This is a genomic window from Marinobacter sp., from assembly GCF_041686475.1.
Taxonomy (GTDB): domain Bacteria; phylum Pseudomonadota; class Gammaproteobacteria; order Pseudomonadales; family Oleiphilaceae; genus Marinobacter.
Genome location: NZ_JAWLDU010000030.1, coordinates 9,137 through 28,885, shown reverse-complemented (window position 1 = coordinate 28,885; position 19,749 = coordinate 9,137). Strand labels below are relative to the sequence as shown.

At 58.3% G+C, this 19,749-nt stretch carries 15 protein-coding genes and 1 pseudogene; 9 read left to right on the top strand and 7 right to left on the bottom strand.

The genetic code is table 11. From position 1 onward, the window contains the following. Window positions 1–10: 10 nt before the first annotated feature. From ACESMB_RS08870 to ACESMB_RS08860, 3 genes are all read right to left on the bottom strand, one after another. Complete coding sequence (locus tag ACESMB_RS08870; protein WP_372926177.1) at window positions 11–1,618, bottom strand: carboxyl transferase domain-containing protein; 1,608 nt, start codon at window positions 1,616–1,618, stop codon at window positions 11–13. 214 nt (window positions 1,619–1,832) lie between these two features. Beyond that, a complete protein-coding gene (locus ACESMB_RS08865) occupies window positions 1,833–2,999 on the bottom strand; it encodes an isovaleryl-CoA dehydrogenase (RefSeq protein ID WP_372926179.1) in 1,167 nt (388 codons plus the stop codon). Window positions 3,000–3,065: 66 nt separating this feature from the next. Next, window positions 3,066–3,512 carry a MerR family transcriptional regulator gene (locus tag ACESMB_RS08860; protein WP_372926180.1) on the bottom strand — a complete coding sequence of 149 codons (447 nt, stop codon included), beginning with the start codon at window positions 3,510–3,512 and terminating at the stop codon, window positions 3,066–3,068. Window positions 3,513–3,697: 185 nt separating this feature from the next. Between ACESMB_RS08860 and ACESMB_RS08855 the strand changes: the two genes are divergently transcribed. From ACESMB_RS08855 to ACESMB_RS08840, 4 genes are all read left to right on the top strand, one after another. After that, a complete protein-coding gene (locus tag ACESMB_RS08855; RefSeq protein ID WP_372926181.1) occupies window positions 3,698–5,326 on the top strand; it encodes an acyl-CoA synthetase in 1,629 nt (542 codons plus the stop codon). A 188-nt stretch (window positions 5,327–5,514) separates the two neighbouring features. Next, complete coding sequence (locus tag ACESMB_RS08850) at window positions 5,515–6,276, top strand: SDR family NAD(P)-dependent oxidoreductase (protein ID WP_372971351.1); 762 nt, start codon at window positions 5,515–5,517, stop codon at window positions 6,274–6,276. Between the two features lie 16 nt (window positions 6,277–6,292). After that, entirely contained in the window at window positions 6,293–7,444 is a 1,152-nt protein-coding gene (locus tag ACESMB_RS08845) for an acyl-CoA dehydrogenase family protein (RefSeq protein WP_372971350.1), read from the top strand. 197 nt (window positions 7,445–7,641) lie between these two features. Continuing rightward, complete coding sequence (locus ACESMB_RS08840; RefSeq protein ID WP_372926184.1) at window positions 7,642–8,823, top strand: thiolase family protein; 1,182 nt, start codon at window positions 7,642–7,644, stop codon at window positions 8,821–8,823. Between the two features lie 14 nt (window positions 8,824–8,837). Here the strand turns inward: ACESMB_RS08840 and ACESMB_RS08835 are convergent, their stop codons facing one another. Then, window positions 8,838–9,842, bottom strand: coding sequence for an AraC family transcriptional regulator (locus ACESMB_RS08835; RefSeq protein WP_372971349.1), 1,005 nt, complete (start codon window positions 9,840–9,842; stop codon window positions 8,838–8,840). Between the two features lie 116 nt (window positions 9,843–9,958). On the opposite strand from ACESMB_RS08835, the gene ACESMB_RS08830 reads away from it, so the two are divergent. After that, the gene (locus ACESMB_RS08830) at window positions 9,959–10,843 is read left to right on the top strand and encodes a chemotaxis protein (protein WP_372926186.1); all 885 of its coding nucleotides are present in this window, start codon (window positions 9,959–9,961) and stop codon (window positions 10,841–10,843) included. Window positions 10,844–10,871: 28 nt separating this feature from the next. Here ACESMB_RS08830 and ACESMB_RS08825 read toward each other — a convergent pair whose 3' ends face one another. After that, the gene (locus ACESMB_RS08825) at window positions 10,872–11,678 is read right to left on the bottom strand and encodes a GntR family transcriptional regulator (protein ID WP_372926187.1); all 807 of its coding nucleotides are present in this window, start codon (window positions 11,676–11,678) and stop codon (window positions 10,872–10,874) included. A gap of 202 nt (window positions 11,679–11,880) precedes the next feature. Here ACESMB_RS08825 and ACESMB_RS08820 point away from each other — a divergent pair, with 202 nt between their 5' ends. Both ACESMB_RS08820 and ACESMB_RS08815 read left to right on the top strand, forming a co-directional pair. Next, window positions 11,881–13,578, top strand: coding sequence for an L-lactate permease (locus ACESMB_RS08820; RefSeq protein ID WP_372926188.1), 1,698 nt, complete (start codon window positions 11,881–11,883; stop codon window positions 13,576–13,578). Continuing rightward, window positions 13,575–16,385 (top strand): FAD-binding and (Fe-S)-binding domain-containing protein, encoded by a 2,811-nt coding sequence (locus tag ACESMB_RS08815; protein ID WP_372926189.1) that lies wholly within the window; start codon window positions 13,575–13,577, stop codon window positions 16,383–16,385. The genes ACESMB_RS08820 and ACESMB_RS08815 overlap by 4 nt, the downstream gene beginning before the upstream one ends. On the opposite strand, the gene ACESMB_RS08810 is transcribed toward ACESMB_RS08815, so the two are convergent. Beyond that, window positions 16,379–17,452 carry a mechanosensitive ion channel family protein gene (locus ACESMB_RS08810; RefSeq protein WP_372926190.1) on the bottom strand — a complete coding sequence of 358 codons (1,074 nt, stop codon included), beginning with the start codon at window positions 17,450–17,452 and terminating at the stop codon, window positions 16,379–16,381. The two genes, ACESMB_RS08815 and ACESMB_RS08810, sit on opposite strands and share 7 nt — an antisense overlap. Before the next feature lie 101 nt (window positions 17,453–17,553). Here ACESMB_RS08810 and ACESMB_RS08805 point away from each other — a divergent pair. Further along, window positions 17,554–18,289: pseudogene (locus tag ACESMB_RS08805) on the top strand (hypothetical protein). Next, window positions 18,286–18,966: an NAD-dependent epimerase/dehydratase family protein gene (locus ACESMB_RS08800; protein WP_372926191.1), complete on the top strand. Its 681-nt coding sequence runs from the start codon at window positions 18,286–18,288 to the stop codon at window positions 18,964–18,966. The pseudogene ACESMB_RS08805 and the gene ACESMB_RS08800 overlap by 4 nt, the downstream one beginning before the upstream one ends. Before the next feature lie 56 nt (window positions 18,967–19,022). Here ACESMB_RS08800 and ACESMB_RS08795 read toward each other — a convergent pair whose 3' ends face one another. Then, a complete protein-coding gene (locus tag ACESMB_RS08795) occupies window positions 19,023–19,400 on the bottom strand; it encodes a DUF4168 domain-containing protein (RefSeq protein WP_372926192.1) in 378 nt (125 codons plus the stop codon). Between the last annotated feature and the right edge of the window lie 349 nt (window positions 19,401–19,749).

Here is a 19,749-nt window from a genome sequence, read left to right as displayed (position 1 = left end):
TTGTCCTCCGTTACATGCGGAACACGCCGAAGCGTGTTGGCTTGGCCGGGCGGTTAAGGGTGGCGGACAGGCTCAGAGCGACCACTTCACGGGTCTGGGCCGGGTCAATCACGCCGTCGTCCCACAGACGGGCGCTGGCGTAGTATGGGTGCCCCTGGTGTTCATAGGAGTCGACGATAGGCTTCTTGAATTCCGCTTCTTCTTCGGTGCTCCATTCCTGGCCCTTGCGCTCCATGCCTTCTCGGCGAACGGTGGCCAGCACACCGGCAGCCTGCTCGCCGCCCATCACGGAGATGCGGGCGTTGGGCCACATCCACAGGAAGTCGGGGCTGTAGGCGCGGCCACACATGCCATAGTTGCCCGCGCCAAAAGAGCCACCGATCAGTACGGTGATCTTTGGTACTTCAGCACAGGCTACCGCCATCACCATTTTTGCGCCGTGCTTGGCGATACCGTCGGCTTCGTGCTTCTGGCCCACCATAAAGCCGGTGATGTTCTGCAGGAACAGCAGCGGGATGTTGCGCTGGCAGCACAGTTCAATAAAGTGCGCGCCCTTCTGGGCGGACTCGCTGAACAGGATGCCGTTGTTGGCGATGATGCCCACCGGGTAGCCGTGGATATGGGCGAAGCCGGTGACCAGGGTCTGGCCGTAATAGCGTTTGAATTCGTCGAATTCGGAGCCGTCGACGATGCGGGCGATAACGTCGCGCACGTCGAACTGTTTGCGTAAATCGGTACCCACGATGCCGTAGATTTCTTCGGCGTTGAACAGTGGTGCCTTGGGTTTGCGGATCTCCACGTCGGCCGGTTTGCGGCGGTTGAGGTTGGAAATGCAGCGCCGGGCAATCTCCAGGGCGTGGGCGTCGTTTTCGGCGTAATGGTCGGCCACACCGGAGATTTTGCAGTGTACGTCGGCCCCGCCCAGGTCTTCGGCGCTGACCACTTCACCGGTGGCGGCTTTTACCAGCGGCGGGCCGGCCAGAAAGATGGTGCCCTGGTTGCGCACGATGATGGATTCATCGGCCATGGCGGGCACGTAGGCGCCGCCGGCGGTGCAAAGACCCATGACGACGGCGATCTGGGGAATGTCGTCGGCGGACATTCTGGCCTGGTTGTAGAAGATGCGGCCGAAGTGGTCGCGGTCCGGGAAGACTTCGTCCTGCCGTGGCAGGTTGGCACCGCCGGAGTCCACCAGGTAAATACAGGGCAGGCGATTCTGCAGGGCGATTTCCTGGGCACGCAGGTGTTTCTTCACCGTCAGCGGGTAGTAGCTGCCGCCTTTCACGGTGGCATCATTGGCGATGATCATGCATTCGGTGCCGGAAACCCGGCCCACGCCGGTAACCAGGCCAGCCGCGGGGACTTCTTCGTCGTAGACGTTATAGGCGGCAAACTGGCCCACTTCCAGGAAGGGGGAGCCGTCGTCCAGCAGGCGGTTGATGCGCTCGCGGGGGAGCAGTTTGCCACGAGCGATATGGCGTTCCTGGTAGGAGGGGCCGCCGCCCTGTTGGATGGTAGCGACTTTGTCCCGCAGGTCGGCCACGGCTTTTGCCATGGTGTCCTGGTTGGCCTGGAATTCTTCGGACCTTGGGTTAACTTTGCTTTGGAGTACCGTCATAGCATTTTAGTCCGTGTGTCTGAGTCCGTGCGTCGGGTCTGGTGGCCTGGCGATCCGTGACACGCCGTGAATACGTCCATGTAGGCTCGTAAAAAACATCCCTGTTTTTTACGGTCCCGGATCGCCAGGCCACCAGACCCTCGTCTGAATTTGGTTGCTATCCGCTCTTTGCACTTCTGTTTGAGGCCAACCGCCTCCACCCGGAACAGCGGGCCTAGTTGTTCAGGTACAGTTCGCGGCCGATCAGCATACGGCGGATTTCGGACGTGCCGGCTCCGATTTCGTACAGTTTGGCGTCACGTAACAGGCGGCCTGTCGGGTATTCGTTTATGTAGCCGTTGCCGCCCAGCAACTGGATCGCGTCCAGAGCCAGTTTGGTGGCCATTTCCGCGGAATAGAGAATCGCGCCGGCGGCGTCTTTTCTGGTGGTATTGCCGCGGTCGGCGGACATGGCGACCATGTAGACGTAGGACTTGGCGGTGTTCATCCAGGTGTACATGTCGGCGACTTTGCCCTGCACCAGTTCGAATTCGCCGATGGCCTGGCCGAACTGTTTGCGTTCGCGGATATAGGGAACCACCACGTCCATGGCGGCCTGCATGATGCCCAGCGGGCCGCCGGCGAGGACCAGACGTTCGTAGTCCAGGCCGCTCATGAGAACCTTGGCGCCGTTGCCGAGACCGCCCATGACGTTTTCCTTGGGCACCTGGGCGTCTTCGAAGACCAGTTCACAGGTGTTGGAGCCGCGCATGCCGAGTTTGTCCAGCTTCTGAGCCTGGCTGAAGCCGGGAGTACCGCGTTCCACGATGAAGGCGGTGATGCCACGGGGGCCTGCAGACGGGTCGGTTTTGGCGTAGATCACGTAGACATTGGCGTCGGGGCCGTTGGTGATCCACATTTTGCTGCCGTTGAGCACGTAGTGGTCGCCGGCGTCTTTGGCGCTGAGTTTCATGGAAACCACGTCGGAACCGGCGTTGGGCTCGGACATGGCCAGGGCGCCGATGTGTTCACCGCTGATGAGCTTGGGCAGGTATTTTTCTTTCTGCTCGTCGGTGCCGTTGCGGTTGATCTGATTAACGCACAGGTTGGAGTGCGCGCCGTAAGACAGGCCAACGGAGGCCGATGCGCGGCTGATTTCTTCCATGGCAACCACATGTGCCAGGTAGCCCATGCCGGAGCCGCCGTAGGCTTCGTCGGCGGTAATACCCAGCAGGCCCATGTCACCGAACTTTTTCCACAGGTCGTTGGGGAAGAGGTTTTCATGGTCGATGTCTTCGGCGCGCGGCGCGATGTCTTTGGCGGCAAAGCCATTGATCTGCTCGCGGAGCATATCGATGGTCTCACCGAGACCGAAGTTCAATTCTGAGTATTGTGATTTCATTGTTGGCTACCTTTTACTCTCAAATTTGGAGTTGGTCGCGGGTTCCGCTCGCTCCGGTGTCCGCCACTATTTCTGTTCAATAACTTCAGGCTCTTCGTTTGTGGCCCTTTTCTGTTGAAGCTTTTTCTTCTGCAGATCAGCAAGCGCTTCGCGGCATCTTGCCTCTGCCGTGTCCATTTCCATTTCCGCCTGGGCAATGTCGTTCTTTTGCTGCTCAAGCTGCGCCCGTTTGCGGGCCAGTGTGTCCAGCATCAGCAGGAGCTGTTTCTCGTTACCGCTGAGGGTTTCGTCCCACAGGTCGAACAGCTCCTTGGTTTCCGCCAGGGAAAAGCCCATGCGCTTGCCGCGCAGGATCAGCTTCAGGCGCACCCGGTCTTTGGAGCTGAAGATGCGGGTCTGGCCGCGTCTGGTGGGGTGCAGCAGGCCCTGGTCTTCGTAAAAACGTACGCTTCGCGTGGTTACGTCGAACTCCTTCGCGAGTTCGCTGATGCTGTAAGTTTTCTTGATGTCCATGGCGGTTTCCTTTTTTAGACTTAGGTTAGATAAAGTTTACGTAAACGTAAAGTATTTTCCGGATTGAATTTGGGTGGCGGGGAGAAATATTTTTTGGCGCGTGGCCGGAGTGTCAAAATGCGCTGGTTGCCCTATAGTCATGGGGACAGGATACCAATCCAGAACAACAACATCAGGAGACCGGTATGACTTCGATTTTTGATCAGGGCCTTGAGCCCACCGATGCAAACCATGCGACCCTGACGCCACTGGATTTCCTCGAGCGTACGGCCAGTGTGTACCCCGAATACCCGGCGGTGATTCATGGCCAGACACGCCGTAACTGGCAGGAAACCTATGAGCGTTGCCGTCGCCTTGCGTCGGCACTGTCAGCGAAAGGGATTGGAAAGGGCGATACAGTCGCGGCGATGATGCCGAACATTCCCGAGATGCTGGAATGTCATTTCGGCGTTCCCATGCTGGGCGGGGTGCTGAATGCACTGAATACCCGGCTGGATGCAGAGGCCGTTGCCTTCATGCTGGAACATGGCGAAGCGAAGGTGCTGATCGCGGACCGGGAATTCGGGGATGTGATCAATAAAGCCATTGGCCTGCTGGATAATCCCCCGCAGTTGATCGATGTTAATGATCCTGAATTTGGTGGTGATGGCACCCGGGTCAGTGATCTGGATTACGAGGCCTTCCTGGCCAGTGGCGATCCGGAATTCGACTGGCAGATGCCGGCGGATGAATGGGATGCGATTTCCCTTTGCTATACCTCCGGCACCACCGGCAACCCTAAAGGGGTGGTTTATCACCATCGCGGGGCTTACGAGAATGCCATGGGCAACCAGGCGGTCTGGTCCATGGGCATGCACCCGGTGTACCTGTGGACACTGCCGATGTTCCACTGCAATGGCTGGTGTTTCCCCTGGACCATTACCGCCTTTGCAGGCACACATGTTTGCCTGCGCAAGGTGGACCCGGAGAAGATCCTGCAGCTGATCAGTGAGCACAAGGTCAGCCATATGTGTGGTGCGCCGATAGTACTGAACACCCTGTTGGGTGCGTCAGAGGCCTCCAAGTCCAGCTTCAGCCATACCGTACAGGCAATGACCGCCGGCGCGGCGCCCCCGGCCAAGGTGATTGAGGCAATTGAGGAGATGGGCTTCCAGGTGACCCACGTTTACGGTCTTACAGAGGTGTATGGCCCGGTGACCGTTTGCGCATGGAAATCGGAATGGGATGACCTGCCCGTGGAAGAACGTGCCCGCATCAAGGCTCGACAGGGCGTTCGCTACCACACATTGGCCGGCATGATGGTGGGAGATCCGGAGACCATGGAATCGGTGCCTAAAGACGGCAAAACCATCGGCGAGATCTTCCTGCGTGGGAACACGGTGATGAAGGGCTACCTGAAGAATCCCAAGGCCACAGCTGAAGCCCTGCGGGGCGGCTGGTTCCACACTGGCGACCTGGCCGTGTGGCATCCGGATGGTTATGCCGAGATCAAGGACCGGTTGAAGGATATCATCATCTCCGGTGGTGAGAACATCTCCACCATCGAAGTGGAAGACGTGCTTTACCGTCACCCCGATATCCTCGAGGCCGCCGTGGTGGCAAGGCCCGATGAAAAATGGGGTGAGACACCCTGTGCATTCGTCACCCTGAAACCGGAGGCAGGAGATGTCAGCGAAGACGACATCATCGCCTTCTGCCGGGAGCGAATGGCCGGGTACAAGATTCCCAAGACCATTGTTTTCAGCGAGCTGCCAAAAACCAATACCGGTAAGATCCAGAAGTTCGTGCTGCGGGACGACGCCAAAAAACTCTGACCGCAACTTGTAAATGCCGGGGCGAGCATGGAAGTGGCTCCGGCGTGTCATTTTTTATCAAATTTCCTGCCCGGTTATGTCATGGCGCCCAGGAGGTGACTGAGACAGACTGACTTCTATCCGAATTCAAACTGTTTACCGGCGGGCCGTTGTGGCTTCGCCGGCTTTGCTGATATCAGGAGCTCATCATGGAATTTCAGGGAGTACCAGCCATTGTAACCGGTGGTGCATCAGGCCTCGGCGAAGGCGCCGCTCGCGCTCTGGCAGCTGCCGGCTGCAAGGTTGCCATTCTTGATCTGCAAAAAGAGCAGGGCGAAGCCGTGGCAAAGGACATTGGCGGCGTGTTCATCGAATGTGACGTGTCTTCTTCCGAAAGCGCCGAAGCCGCTGTAAAAGCCGCCCGCGACGCCCACGGTTTGTGTGGCATTGCTGTCAACTGTGCCGGCATTGCGCCTGCCGCCAAGATACTCGGCAAGGAAGGCCCCATGCCGCTGGAGAACTTCAACAAGGTTATCCAGGTCAACCTGATTGGCACCTTCAACATCATGCGCCTGGCCGCTGCCGACATGGCCCAGCGTGAGCCTAACGCGGACGGCGAGCGGGGCGTGGTGATCTCCACGGCTTCTGTTGCGGCCTTCGAAGGCCAGATTGGCCAGGCCGCCTACAGCGCCTCCAAGGGCGGCGTTGTGGCCATGACCCTGCAGTCCGCACGGGAACTGGCGCGGGAAGGCATCCGCGTGAACACCATCGCCCCGGGCATCTTCATGACCCCGATGATGGCCGGCATGCCCCAGGAAGTGCAGGACAGCCTGGCCGCCACACTGCCGTTCCCAAAGCGCCTGGGCAAGGCTGAGGAATTTGGCATGCTGGTGGACCAGATGGTGCGCAACCCGATTCTCAATGGCGAGGTGATCCGCCTCGACAACGCCCTGCGAATGGCGCCCAAGTAACAGGAAGGAGACAACCATGACCAGCGTTGTTGATAAAGAAGAGCTCGAAATGTTCCGGGAGTCCGTCATCAAGGCCCTGGAAACCGAGGTAACGCCGCACTACGAAGCCTGGGAAAAATCCGGCATCGTACCCCGGGAACTGTGGAACACCCTGGGCAACGCCGGCATGCTGTGCGTCGACGTCCCCGAAGACTGGGGCGGCTGCGGCGCACCCTTCCTGTACTCCGTTATCGTGGGCGAAGAAATGGCCCGCATGGGCTTCGGTGCCCTGTCCACCAACGTCATGGTGCATTCCGACATTGTCGCGCCGTATCTCAGCCACATTGGCAACGAAGAACAGCGCCAGCACTGGCTGCCGAAAATGGTCTCCGGCGAAGCCGTCGGCGCCATCGCCATGACCGAACCCGGTGCCGGCAGCGACCTGCAGGCCATCCGCACCAATGCGGTGAAAGACGGGGACGACTACATCCTCAACGGCTCAAAAACCTTCATCACCAACGGTCAGCACGCCGACATGGTCATCGTCGCCGCCAAAACCGACCCCAAAGCCGGCGCCCGGGGCATCAGCCTGTTCCTGGTAGACACCTCATTACCCGGCTACAGCAAAGGCCGCAACCTCGACAAAATCGGCCAGCACTCCGGCGATACCTCGGAAATGTTCTTCTCCGACATGCGCATCCCTGGCTCGGCGCTACTGGGTGAAGAAGGCCAGGGCTTCATGTACCTGATGCGCGAACTCCCCCGCGAACGCCTGGTCATCGGCGCCCTGGGTGTAGCCGCAGCCCGTGGTGCTTTGGACCTGACTATCACCTACGCCCAGGAGCGGGAACTGTTCGGCCAGAAACTGGCCCAACTGCAGAACACACGCTTCGAAATCGCCCGCATGGAAACCGACTGCCGCGTCAACCGCGCCTTCGTCGACGAATGCATCGCCCTGTACGAAAAAGGCGAACTCGACGCCGCCACAGCTTCTATGGCCAAGTACAGCGCCACGGAGATGCAGTGCCGGGTGGCAGACGGCTGCCTGCAGTTGTTCGGCGGTTACGGTTACACCAGTGAGTACCCGATTTCGAGAGCGTTTATCGATGCGAGGGTACAAAGAATCTACGGCGGTACATCCGAGGTGATGAAAGAAATCATCGCGAGATCTGTTTTAGGAAAAGCGTAAACACAATCCTGAATCAGACCAGGAGATAACTCACAAGCCGGAAGCTGGGTGGCGCTCCTCCCCTCCGGGACCGTAAAAAACAGGGATGTTTTTTACGAGCCTACATGGACGTATTAACGGCGTGTCCCGGAGGGGAGGGGCGCCACCCGGCCAACTCCCGAACTAGCAGTCTTACAGAACTAAAGAGGGCACGAAAAATGTCAAACACAGAAGTAGTAATAGCAGGCTCCGCCAGAACCCCCATGGGCGGATTGATGGGCGACCTGAGCTCCGTGCGTTCCCCGGAACTGGGCGCCACCTCCATCAAGGCAGCCATTGAAAGAAGCGGCCTGCAACCCGCCGATATCCAGGAAGTCATCATGGGCTGCGTACTGCCAGGTGGTCTGGGCCAGGCCCCGGCACGCCAGGCCTCCCGCGCCTCGGGCATCCCTGATTCCAGCGGCTGCACCACCATCAACAAAATGTGCGGCTCCGGCATGCAGGCCATGATCATGGCCCACGACCAGATCAAAGCTGGCACCAACAGCATCATGATCGCCGGCGGCATGGAAAACATGAGCCAGGCGCCTTATCTGCTGCCCAAGGCCCGCGCCGGCTATCGCATGGGCCATGGCCAGATCATGGACTCCATGTTCCTCGACGGCCTTGAAGACGCCTACGAAGGCGGTCTTATGGGCGTATTCGCCCAGCGTACCGCGGACAAATACGATATCAGCCGCGAAGCCATGGACAACTTCGCCATCGCCTCCCTCGAGCGTTCCCTGGCGGCCATCAAGAATGGCGGCTTCGCCGAAGAAATTACCCCCGTGACCGTCTCCGGACGTGGTGGTGACACCGCCGTCGATACCGACGAACAGCCCGGCAAAGCCCGGCCGGAAAAGATCCCCCAGTTGAAACCGGCGTTCGCCAAAGACGGCACCGTCACTGCCGCCAACTCCAGCTCCATCAGCGACGGCGCCTCCGCCATGGTGCTGGCCAGCCGTGAAGAAGCCGAGAAGCGCGGCCTCACACCCCAGGCACGCATTGTGGCCCACGCCACCCACGCCCGCCTGCCGGCCGAGTTTACCCTCGCGCCCATCGGTGCCATTGAAAAGGTCCTGAAAAAAGCCGGCTGGAGCCGCGACGACGTCGATCTCTTCGAGATCAACGAAGCCTTTGCCGTGGTTACCCTGGCGGCCATCAACGAGCTTGGCCTGGACGCCGACAAAGTTAACGTCCATGGCGGCGCCTGCGCCCTGGGCCATCCCATTGGTTCCTCCGGCTCGCGGATCATGGTCACCCTGATTAACGCCCTGAAACAGCGTGGCCTCAAGCGCGGCGTGGCGTCCCTGTGCATCGGTGGTGGTGAAGGCACAGCGGTCGCCATCGAACTGCTGTAAAAACAGGGATGAAACTACTGGTCCTGCTTGCGGTAGGCCAGTGGGCTGAGCCCGGTCCAGTGCTTGAAGGCACGGGAAAAGGCACCGGGCTCGGCAAACCCCAGCTGTGATGAAATCTCGGATACCGTCAGGTTCTGGCGCGTGAGCATGATCACCGCCTGGTCCCGCCGCAGGTTGTCCTTGACCTTCTGGTAGGCACTGCCCTCCGCCTTCAGCTTTCGCGACAGGGTATAGGCCGTCATGTGAAGTTCTTCCGCCACCTGCTCCAGGGCGGGTAACCGTTCGTCATGCACATTCTCCAGAATCTGCCGCACCCGTGTGGTCAGGCTGTCATCGTCGTCGGTCCAGATCAGCAGGTTACGGGGCGACTGCGCGATGAACTCGTCCAGCTCTTCCGGTGTCCGGGTAACCGGCATATCCAGGTAGTTGTGGCTGAAAAACAGGCTGTTGCGCTTGCGATTGAAGAAACACTGGCAGGGAAAGACAAACCGGTACTCATCAAAATGGTTCGGCAGTCCATGCTGAAAAGTGGCGTGGCTGAGTACAATCTTGCGGCCAATCAGCCAGCCTATTAACCGATGCCACACCAGCAGCAGCCACTCCACAAGGAAGTTGCCCGGGTCGAGCTCAGGGTGGCGATGAGTCATGCTCAGCTCTGCTTCCTCACCGCTGGTGTCCAGTTCGATTACGATGTCGTCCGAGAACAGCCGGTAACAGCGAATGCTCTGGCGAATGACCTCTTCAAGGTTGGCGCTGTGGACCACCAGCGATCCCATCAGGTGAAAGTGCCCCACCCGACAGGGCTGTGTGGTACGGCCCATGAATTCGTCATCCAGCTTGCCCCAGACCAGGCGGAACAGGCGTATGAACTGCTCGGTGGGTACCCGCGCACGTGGTGAGCTAATGAATTCCGGATCAATGCCGTTATTACGTAGCAGTTCATCGGAATAACCACCTGTTTTCTCCAGGCCGTACAGAACGGCCCTGGCGTAGTGGGAGGAGAAGGTCAGGTTCTTCATGGGGCGTTCATCTCGGGTAGGGCCGTCGGCTGCAAAATCTTACAAATTGAGGCTGGCCGGCGTGTTATTGTCGGCCTGATACATTTTTCGCAAAGTTCCAGACAGGTTACAAGGTTATGGCCGAGGGCACCAAACACCCCCAGAAACTGTTGTTGTTTTATCTGACAAGCCAAAGGCCCTTCGGGCTGGGTACCCTGAAAATCCGTGAGATCATGCCGTTTGTTCCGTTGACCAAATTGCCCCACAGCCACTCGGCGGTGGTTGGCACCATGAGTTTTCGCGGCTCGGCAGTACCGGTTATTGATATGGCGGCGGCGGTTGGTTCGCAGCCACTGACGGCGGACGAGCGCAAGACGGCGTCGATCATCGTGACCGATATCCAGCGGCGGGAAATCGGCTTTCTGGTGCGCAGTGTACGGAAGATTGTCGAAACCGACTGGAAGGACGTGATGCCTCCGCCCAAGAGCCTTGGTGATCGGGCATTCATCACCGGATTGGTGACCATTGAGGATCAGATCGTCCAGTTGCTGGACGTGGAGCTGTTACTGTCGAGGGTGTATCCCGAGTCTGTTGACCCCGCCGATGTGGTGCTGACGGATGTGCAGCGGGAAACCCTGAAAGGACTGAACATCCTGCTGGTGGACGATTCCCAGGTGGCCCGCAAACAGCTGTCTGATGCCCTGGACAGCAAAGACGTGACCTATTTCGTGACCACCAATGGCCAGGATGCACTGGACTTGATGAACAACGCCAATAGCGATGGCAGGCCCATCGATATTCTGGTGAGTGACATTGAAATGCCCGGGCTGGATGGCTACGAGCTGACCTTCAACATACGGGACAGCAGTTCTCTCAGACAGCCTTACATCATCCTCCACACGTCACTGAACAGTGAGATGAGTGTAAGCTACGCCAAGCAGGTAGGGGCAGACGAGGCGTTGACCAAGTTTGATGCGGAAGAACTGCTGCACGCCATTCTGCGCGGCGCGGAGCGGGACTGACGGCCTCAAACGGCTGAAACGCTGTCGCCTAATGTTCCTTCGCGGGCCTGTCGGTTTCGGCCGCCACCCCCGGTGTGGTCCGACGCAGGGAGCGCTCCATCCTGCGGTCACTCTCGTGTTGTTCTGACAACACATGCTGGGCGTACTGAATGTGCTGTCCGGCGAAATACCGTGCGTCGTCCGCGCGGCCCTCGATAATGGCTTCGAACAGCCGGCGATGCTGTTCCATCAATTCGCTTCGTGTCTTCTTTTCCCTGGCATACATGCCGCCGATATTGGTGACCACGTTGGTTTCCAGCAGGCTGAACAGACCACGTATGGTGTGCAGGAGAATGACATTGTGGCTGGCTTCGGCAATGGCCAGATGAAAGCGTGCGTCGGCTGAACCTTCCTGGTCCAGATCACTTTTGCCATCGGAGGCGTAGCAGGCCTGCAGGTTTTCGTAGGCGGTCTTGAGGTGTGCCTTGTCCACTGCCGTTGCCCTCAACGCTGCGTAATAGGCGCAGTCCGCTTCCAGGGTGCGGCGGTATTCCAGCAGGTCCCGCTGGGCGTCGGGCCGTCCTTCCAGCAGGGTTATCAGTGGGTCGGTAAAGCTGGATCCCAGTGATTCTGCCACGTAATGTCCGCCACCCTGGCGGCTGACCAGCAGACCTTTGGTGGCCATTCGCTGTACGGCTTCCCGTAATGATGGCCGCGATACACCGAACCGCTCGGCCAGGTTGCGTTCAGCCGGAAGCCGCTCCCCGGGTTGCAGGGTGCCTTCCAGAATCATGTTCTCCAGTTCCTCGACAATGCTGTCTGCGAGGCGTCTAGGTGCAATTCTTCCGATGCTCATTGTACTTCCATTTTGGTCTTACCATTTTTTAATTATGACGGCCAAGGGAATGAATGATAACCCGAAACCTCGCTACCGCGACTAATGTCTTAGTCATTCGCTTTGAAGTCCCGTGAAAACTTCCCTATCGTATTCAGCGGCCATTGTAAATTGGTATTACCAATTATCCAACTTCTCCAAAAATAACGTTCAGGAGTCTCTGATGTCCACCGGTGTTCTCGCCTTACTGGCCTTCACCCCCATCCTGCTGGCGGGTGTTCTACTGATCGGGCTGCGCTGGCCAGCGCGGCGTTCCATGCCCATCGTGTTTATTGTCACGGCACTCATCGGCCTCACGGCCTGGGATATGTCATTCAATCGCATCCTGGCCTCGACGCTGCAGGGCCTGGGCATCACCATTGGCCTGTTGTGGATCATTTTCGGCGCCATTCTGCTGCTGAACACACTGAAGCATTCCGGCGGTATTACTGCCATCAGGGCTGGTTTTGCCAATATCAGCCCGGACCGACGCGTTCAGGCCATCATCATTACCTGGCTGTTCGGCTGTTTTATAGAGGGGGCATCGGGCTTTGGTACCCCCGCGGCCATTGCCGCACCGCTGCTGGTGGCCATCGGCTTTCCGGCCATGGCCGCGGTTATGCTGGGCATGATGGTGCAGAGCACGCCGGTGTCTTTCGGTGCCGTGGGTACTCCGATCATCGTGGGCGTGACCACTGGCCTCGACAAATCCAGTATCACTGAAAGGCTGGAAGCGGCCGGCTCCAACTGGGATGCCTACCTGCAACTGATCACCTCTGAAGTGGCCATTATTCACGCAATTGTGGGTGTGTTCATGCCCCTGTTCATGGTGATGATGATGACCCGCTTCTTCGGCAAGAACCGGAGCTGGCGCGAAGGTCTTGAGGTTCTTCCGTTTGCCCTGTTTGCCGGTGTTTCTTTCGTGGTTCCCTATGCCATCACCGGTGTTGTACTGGGCCCCGAATTCCCATCCCTGCTCGGCGGTCTGATCGGTCTTGCCATTGTGACCACAGCGGCCCGTAAAGGTTTCCTGCTGCCGAAAACCAACTGGGACTTTGCGCCCGGCAATGAGTGGCCTTCCGAATGGCTTGGCACCATTGAAATGAAACTGGATGAGCTCACCAAGAAGCCCATGAGCTCGTTCCGCGCCTGGTTGCCGTACGTGCTGGTGGGTGTGGTGCTGGTGATCAGCCGAACGGTGCCGGCGGTCAAGGAGGCCTTTACCGCGGTGTCTGTGGGCGCGACCGATATCCTGGGTGAGGCGGGGATCAGCGCCAGCTTCCAGCCGCTGTACCTGCCCGGCGGCATTCTGATCATGATTGTGATCGCCACCTTCTTCCTCCATCGCATGCAGGTGAAAGAGCTGACGGCGGCGGTTCGCGAGTCCAGTGGCGTGCTTCTCAGCGCCGGTTTCGTGCTGCTGTTCACAGTCCCCATGGTCCGTATCCTGATCAATTCCGGCGTCAATATGTCGGATCTGCCCAGCATGCCCATCGCCATGGCCACCTGGGTTTCCGATACCGTCGGCGGAATCTATCCGTTGATGGCACCGGCGGTAGGTGCCATGGGGGCTTTCCTGGCCGGCTCCAATACAGTTTCCAACATGATGTTCAGCCAGTTCCAGTTTGGTGTGGCCGAGGGCCTGAGCCTTTCTACGGCGCTGATTGTAGCCGTGCAGGCCATTGGCGCTGCTGCCGGTAACATGGTGGCCATTCACAACGTGGTGGCCGCATCTGCAACTGTGGGGCTGCTGGGCAAGGAAGGCCACACACTGCGTAAAACCATCTGGCCCGCCCTATACTACATATTATTTACCGGGCTGATTGCGTTGGTTGCGGCCTATCTGCTTGGTGTGACTGATCCATTGATGGGAGCCTCATGAGCCTTTCCTCCGAAGCCCTCGCGGCAATCAAAGAGCTGGTTCCGGCTGAGCGGGTCTATGACGACCCGTTGTCGACCCTGGCCTATGGCACGGACGCCAGTTTCTACCGGTTGATTCCTGGCGCCGTGGTGAAGGTGGAGAGCGAGGATGAGGTCGTCGGGGTACTGAAGATTGCCCGGCGCTTTGCAGCGCCGGTGACGTTCCGGGCCGCAGGCACCAGCCTTTCTGGCCAGGCGATCAGCGACTCGATTCTGCTGGTGCTGGGTGATCAGTGGAGAGACCACGAGATTCGCAACGAGGGCCGCCAGATCCGCCTGCAGCCGGGCATCATAGGTGCCCAGGCCAATGCCTGGCTGGCGCCTTATGGCTACAAGATTGGCCCGGATCCGGCCTCCATCAACGCCTGTAAAATTGGTGGCATTGTTGCCAATAACGCCAGCGGTATGTGCTGCGGCACCGCCCAGAATACCTACCATACCCTTGCCAGCATGCGTCTTGTGCTGGCGGACGGGGCGGTGGTGGATACCGAGGACTTCGCCAGCGTGAAGGTCTTTCAGGCCAGCCACGCCAGGTTGCTGAAGGAGCTGGAACAGCTGGCAGCAGAGACCCGTGCCAACACCCAATTGGCGGACCGCATCCGCCACAAGTATCGACTGAAAAACACCACCGGTCTTTCGCTCAATGCTCTGGTGGACTACAGCGACCCCATGGATATCCTCACTCATCTGATGGTGGGTTCTGAAGGCACCCTGGGGTTTGTCAGCTCGGTTACCTATAACACCGTGCCGGAATACCCCGACAAGGCGACCGGATTGCTGGTGTTTACCAATGCCGACAGCTGTTGTCGTGCGGCCGCAATGCTGCGCTCCCAGCCGGTGGACGCGGTAGAACTGCTGGACCGGCGCAGCTTGCGCTCGGTTCAGGACAAGCCTGGCCTTCCCGAGTGGATTCACGGATTATCGGATGATGCCTGTGCCTTGTTGATCGAGACCCGGGCCCCCGATCAGACCCTGCTGGAGGAGCAGCTGGTTCAGATCAAGGACGCCCTGGCGGATTTCCCGGTGGAACAGCAAGTGGATTTCACCACGGATCCGAAGGTGTCTGACCTTTTGTGGGCGATTCGCAAGGGTACTTTCCCCGCCGTAGGTGCGGTGCGGCCGACCGGCACCACCGTGATTATCGAGGATGTTACCTTCCCCCTTGACCAGCTCGCCGAGGGTGTTAAGCGGCTTCAGGCGCTGTTTGTGAAACATGGCTATGACAATGCCATCATCTTCGGTCATGCTCTGGAAGGAAACCTCCACTTTGTATTTCCCCAGGGATTTGATGACCCTGAAGAAGTGGTCCGCTACGACACTTTCATGAAAGACGTCTCGCAGCTGGTGGCGGTCGAATTCGGTGGCTCCCTCAAGGCGGAGCACGGCACCGGTCGTAATATGGCGCCATTCGTGGAACTGGAGTGGGGGCACGACGCCTGGCAGCTGATGTGGAAGATCAAGGGCCTGCTGGATCCGGAAAATCTGCTTAACCCGGACGTGGTTCTTTCCCACGACAAGGATATTCACCTGAAAAACCTCAAGCCGTTACCCGCGGCTGATCCACTGGTTGACAAGTGCATCGAGTGTGGATTCTGCGAGCCGGTGTGCCCGTCGGAAGGGCTGACCCTGTCACCCCGCCAGCGCATTGTGATCTGGCGTGATATCCAGGCGAAAAAACGGGCCGGCAAGGATACCTCGGAACTGGAAGCTGCCTACCAGTACCAGGGCATCGACACCTGCGCTGCGACCGGCCTTTGCGCCCAGCGCTGCCCGGTGGACATCAATACCGGTGACCTGGTGCGCAAGCTGCGGGCTAACCAGGCAGGCCACGATGGCACTGCCAATTGGACGGCGGAGCATTTTCAGACTGTACTGCGTGGCGCACGTTTCGTGCTTACCATGGCCGCTGGCACCGAAAGGCTTCTTGGTGCGCCGAAGCTGACAAAACTGAGTGCGGGGCTGAGAAAGCTATCCGGGCAGCGACTGCCCCAGTGGGATCCGTCCATGCCACAGCCAATCCGTTTTGTTCCGCCAACCCCGAAACCCGACATTGATGCGCCACGGGTGGTATACCTGCCGGCCTGCGTCTCCCGGGTGATGGGCCCCGCCAGTGGCGATGCAGAACAGGCAACGCTGCAGGACAAGACCCGCCAGTTACTGGAGAAGGGCGGCTACCAGGTGGTCTATCCCCAAGGGCTGGATAGCTTGTGTTGTGGCCAGCCTTTTGCCTCCAAGGGGTATCCGGATCAGGCTGACCGCAAGAAAACGGAACTGTTGGATTCACTGATGGCGGCTACCCGTAACGGCAAAGATCCGGTCTACTGCGATACCAGCCCCTGCACCCTGCAGATTCAGGAGGCAGCCCGTGAGCTGGGACTGGACCTGTATGACCCGGTGAAGTTTATCCGTGAAAAGCTGGTTGATCGCCTGGTGTTCCGGCCTGAAGAGACGGCAATTGCGGTCCATGTTACCTGCAGCACCCAGCATCTGGGTGAGTCACAGGGTCTGATCGATATCGCAAGGCGCTGCAGCACCAATGTGGTGATCCCGGAAGATATTCACTGCTGCGCCTTTGCCGGTGACAAGGGGTTCAATGTGCCGGAACTGAACAGTCACGCCCTGCGAACGTTGCCCCGTCAGATAGACGGTTGCGAAGAAGGTATCTCCACCAGTCGCACCTGCGAGATTGGCCTGAGCCGCCACGGCGGAATTGATTACCACGGGCTGGTTTATCTGGTGGACCGGGTAACCGAAGCTGCACCTCACTGATCAGGCTGATCAACAAGCCTTGCACGGACGCGGGGCAGCTGGTCAGGGAACCGCTCCTGGATAAAGGTGATCATGCCTTCACGAATGGCGCAACGGAGATCCCACAGCCCCGATGAGTCCTTGGCGCTCATCAACAGGCGAACCTGCATATTGGTGTCGCCGGTCTCGGTTACCTGAACCGTCGCGGTGTTTCCGTTCCATTGCGGTGATTGTCGCAGCAAGCGGTCGTATTCGGTTCGCAGTGGTTCAATGGGCATGGAATAGTCCACATGCAGGAACACCGGCCCCGTCAGTTCGGTGTCGTTTCGCGACCAGTTCTGGAACGGGTTCTCGATAAACCACTGCAGTGGAACCACCAGCCGCCTCAGGTCCCAGACCCTAAGCACCACATAGGTTGCCGTCACTTCCTCCACCCAGCACCATTCGCCCTGTACATACAGTACGTCGTCTATGCGGAAAGGCTGAGTCAGGGCGATCTGCATGCCTGCCAGCAGGTTGCTGAGCACCGGTTTGGCGGCAAAGCCCAGTATGATGCCGCCGACGCCTGCGGAGGCCAGCAGGCTGCCGCCAAGGTGCTGGACCGGTTCGAAGGTCATCAGTGCCGCACCCAGGCCCAGTATGACGACAAGGATGTTCAGTATCCTGACCAGAAAACGTGTCTGCGTTTCCACCTTGCGGGCCCGTTTCCACTGGCCCTCCAGCACCGGATTCATGGCAACAATGACATTTCCGATAGCGGAGGTGCACCGGACCAACGCCCAGGTAATCGCAATAATCAATAAAAGGGTTGCGGCGTGCTGGATGTGGCTCAGCCAGGGTAAATCGGAAGAGAAGGTTTCCAGGATACCGTTGAGTACCAGAAGCGAAATGACAATGCCCAGTGCTGTTTCGGAAGCATCAAGAAATAATCGAGGAACGGTTTTGCTGCGTGTGAGCCGCTTGATGATGGCGACCACACCTTCGTAAATCAGGAAGGTGAAAACAACGGAAAGCAGGGCCGTTATGCCGGGCCGGAACCAGCCTTCAAAGGCGGCCTTCAGCATGTTCAGGGTTTCAAAATCAGTCATGGGCAAAGGGCATTGAGTCAGCTTCTGGTTTCGGTCAGTTTAAACTGCTTTTCCGCAACGTGATATGGTTGCCATCTGTTCTCCGGCACCGAAATGTATCTATGAAACTGATCCTCAGCCGCAAGGGCTTTGACTCGTCTGCAGGCGGTTGTCCCAGCCCGGTGTTTCCTGACAGTTCGTTCTACACTCTGCCGATTCCGGACCCCCGTTCCCGGATTGCGTACAAAGACATCAATCATCAGGGCATTAACGTGGGTAAACTGGTCTCCGGTTTAACGGGAAACAGGCGTGGCGGCACCCGCAAAGCACACCTCGACCCGGACCTGATAGCCGATGTTTATTCCCGGGAAACCGGCTGGCGGCCGTGCCTGGGTCAGACCGGCGCCGCCCAGGGACACCTTCGCAAACAGCAGGTAGGGGTGGGCGATCTGTTCCTGTTTTTCGGCCTGTTCCGGGATGTGGAGAAGCAGGGCACATCCTGGCAATTCGTCAGGCACGCCAGACCGTTTCACGGGATTTGGGGCTGGTTGCAGGTGGGCGAGGTGCACCGGATTGATGATCTTGCAGAGGATGAATTGCCATGGGCCCGCTATCACCCGCATGCAGGATTCGCGTTGCCTGACGGCCCCTGGCGCCGCCATAAAAACGCTATGGCGACTGCCGGGGTGTTTCTTCCCGGAGTCGGCAGAGACGGCATTGAGTTTTCACAGCAACCTCGCCCGTTGGTCGAAAGCTGGGGAGGACTGTTATCTGCGCAGTGCATCGCGGGGGCAGGAATTTGTGTTGGACACTACAAGGTATCCGGGGGTAGTTGCCTGGTTGAGGGAGATTCTATGAAAGTGATGCTGTTGGGTGCTACCGGCCTGACCGGTGGTAAGGTGCTGGAAGGTCTGCTGGCGAGTAATGAAGTGTCATCGGTTGTCACACCGGTGCGTCGCTCACTTGCTCTGAGTCATGACAAACTGGAACAGCACGAGATTGATTTTGACCGCCTGGATCAGCATGCCGGGTTGTTCGCGGTGGATGCCATCATCTGTTGTCTTGGCACGACTATCAGTAAAGCCGGTTCCCGCGACCAGTTTCGCAGGGTAGATTTTGCTTACCCACTGAAGGCGGCAGAGCTGGGCCGGGCAAACGGAGCAAAGGTTTTCATGCTGATGTCGGCCATTGCGGCTTCGTCTTCGTCCACGGTTTTCTACAATCGTGTAAAGGGCGAGCTGGAGGACGCTGTAAAAGCACTGGGCTACCCCTGCCTGTCCATTTATCAGCCCAGCCTTCTGCTTGGCGAGCGTGAAGAGCATCGCACCGCTGAAGCCCTGGGAATGAAAGCCATGCCCCTCATCAACCGGGTGCTGATTGGCCCTCTGGAAAGATTCCGTGGAATTGAGGTCGCAACCTTGGCCAGGGCGATGGTGAATGAAGTGTGCTCTCCTGTTCAGCAAGCGCAGGCTGAACCGGTTGTACGGATACATGAGTATCCTGAGATTGTTGCACTGGCGGGGGACCGGGCATAAAAAAATCCCGGAGGGGAAGTCCGGGATTTTCTGACGATCGCAATTGCTGTTGATGATTACATCATGGAATCAACACGCTCGCGGGTTTCAGGATCGCTGTTGTAAGCGGTGGCGATGCTGTTATAAGTCTGGATTTCCATGCCCTCGCTTTCGATGACCTTGACCATTTCGTCATTGGCTTCCTGCTGAAGCTCCTGAGCTTTGGCCTGGTCGTCGGCAGATTCGATTTTCGACATGTACTCGTCACGGATTTCGTTAATGCCTTTCTGGGCATTGACGAAGCTTTCCAGCTCACCGTCGCTGAAATCAGTCTGCGGAGCGCTTTGCTCACCCTGCATGGCATCGCCGCTTTGCTGGTTCTCATCCTGGGCAAAAACAGGGCCGGATGCCAGCAGTGCCAGTGATGCAGTCAACGAGATCAACAGCTTGTTCATAAATCACTCCTTCAGTTTCAGTTTCGTTTCGTTAGAGGCCGACGACGCTGCCCGCCTGTGTGAGTTCACAGATGAATAGTCAAACCCCATGCCAGGATTGAATATCGTCGCGCGAAAATGAAAAATCCTTTAATATCAATAATATAAAATTCAAGCAGAGATTAATTCGACTTAACTCGGTTTGTGGCATATTGCCTCATGAGGCATTGCTGTGTGGCATCGGGGCAAAAGCTCCAGCCCGATCGAGGATCTGATGCCGATGGAGACCCAGGACTTTCTTTTTCCACGCTACTGAAACTGTGTTGCACAACGCTGCCGGCTGGCAGCAAGTGTCGTCATTTCCCCCGGA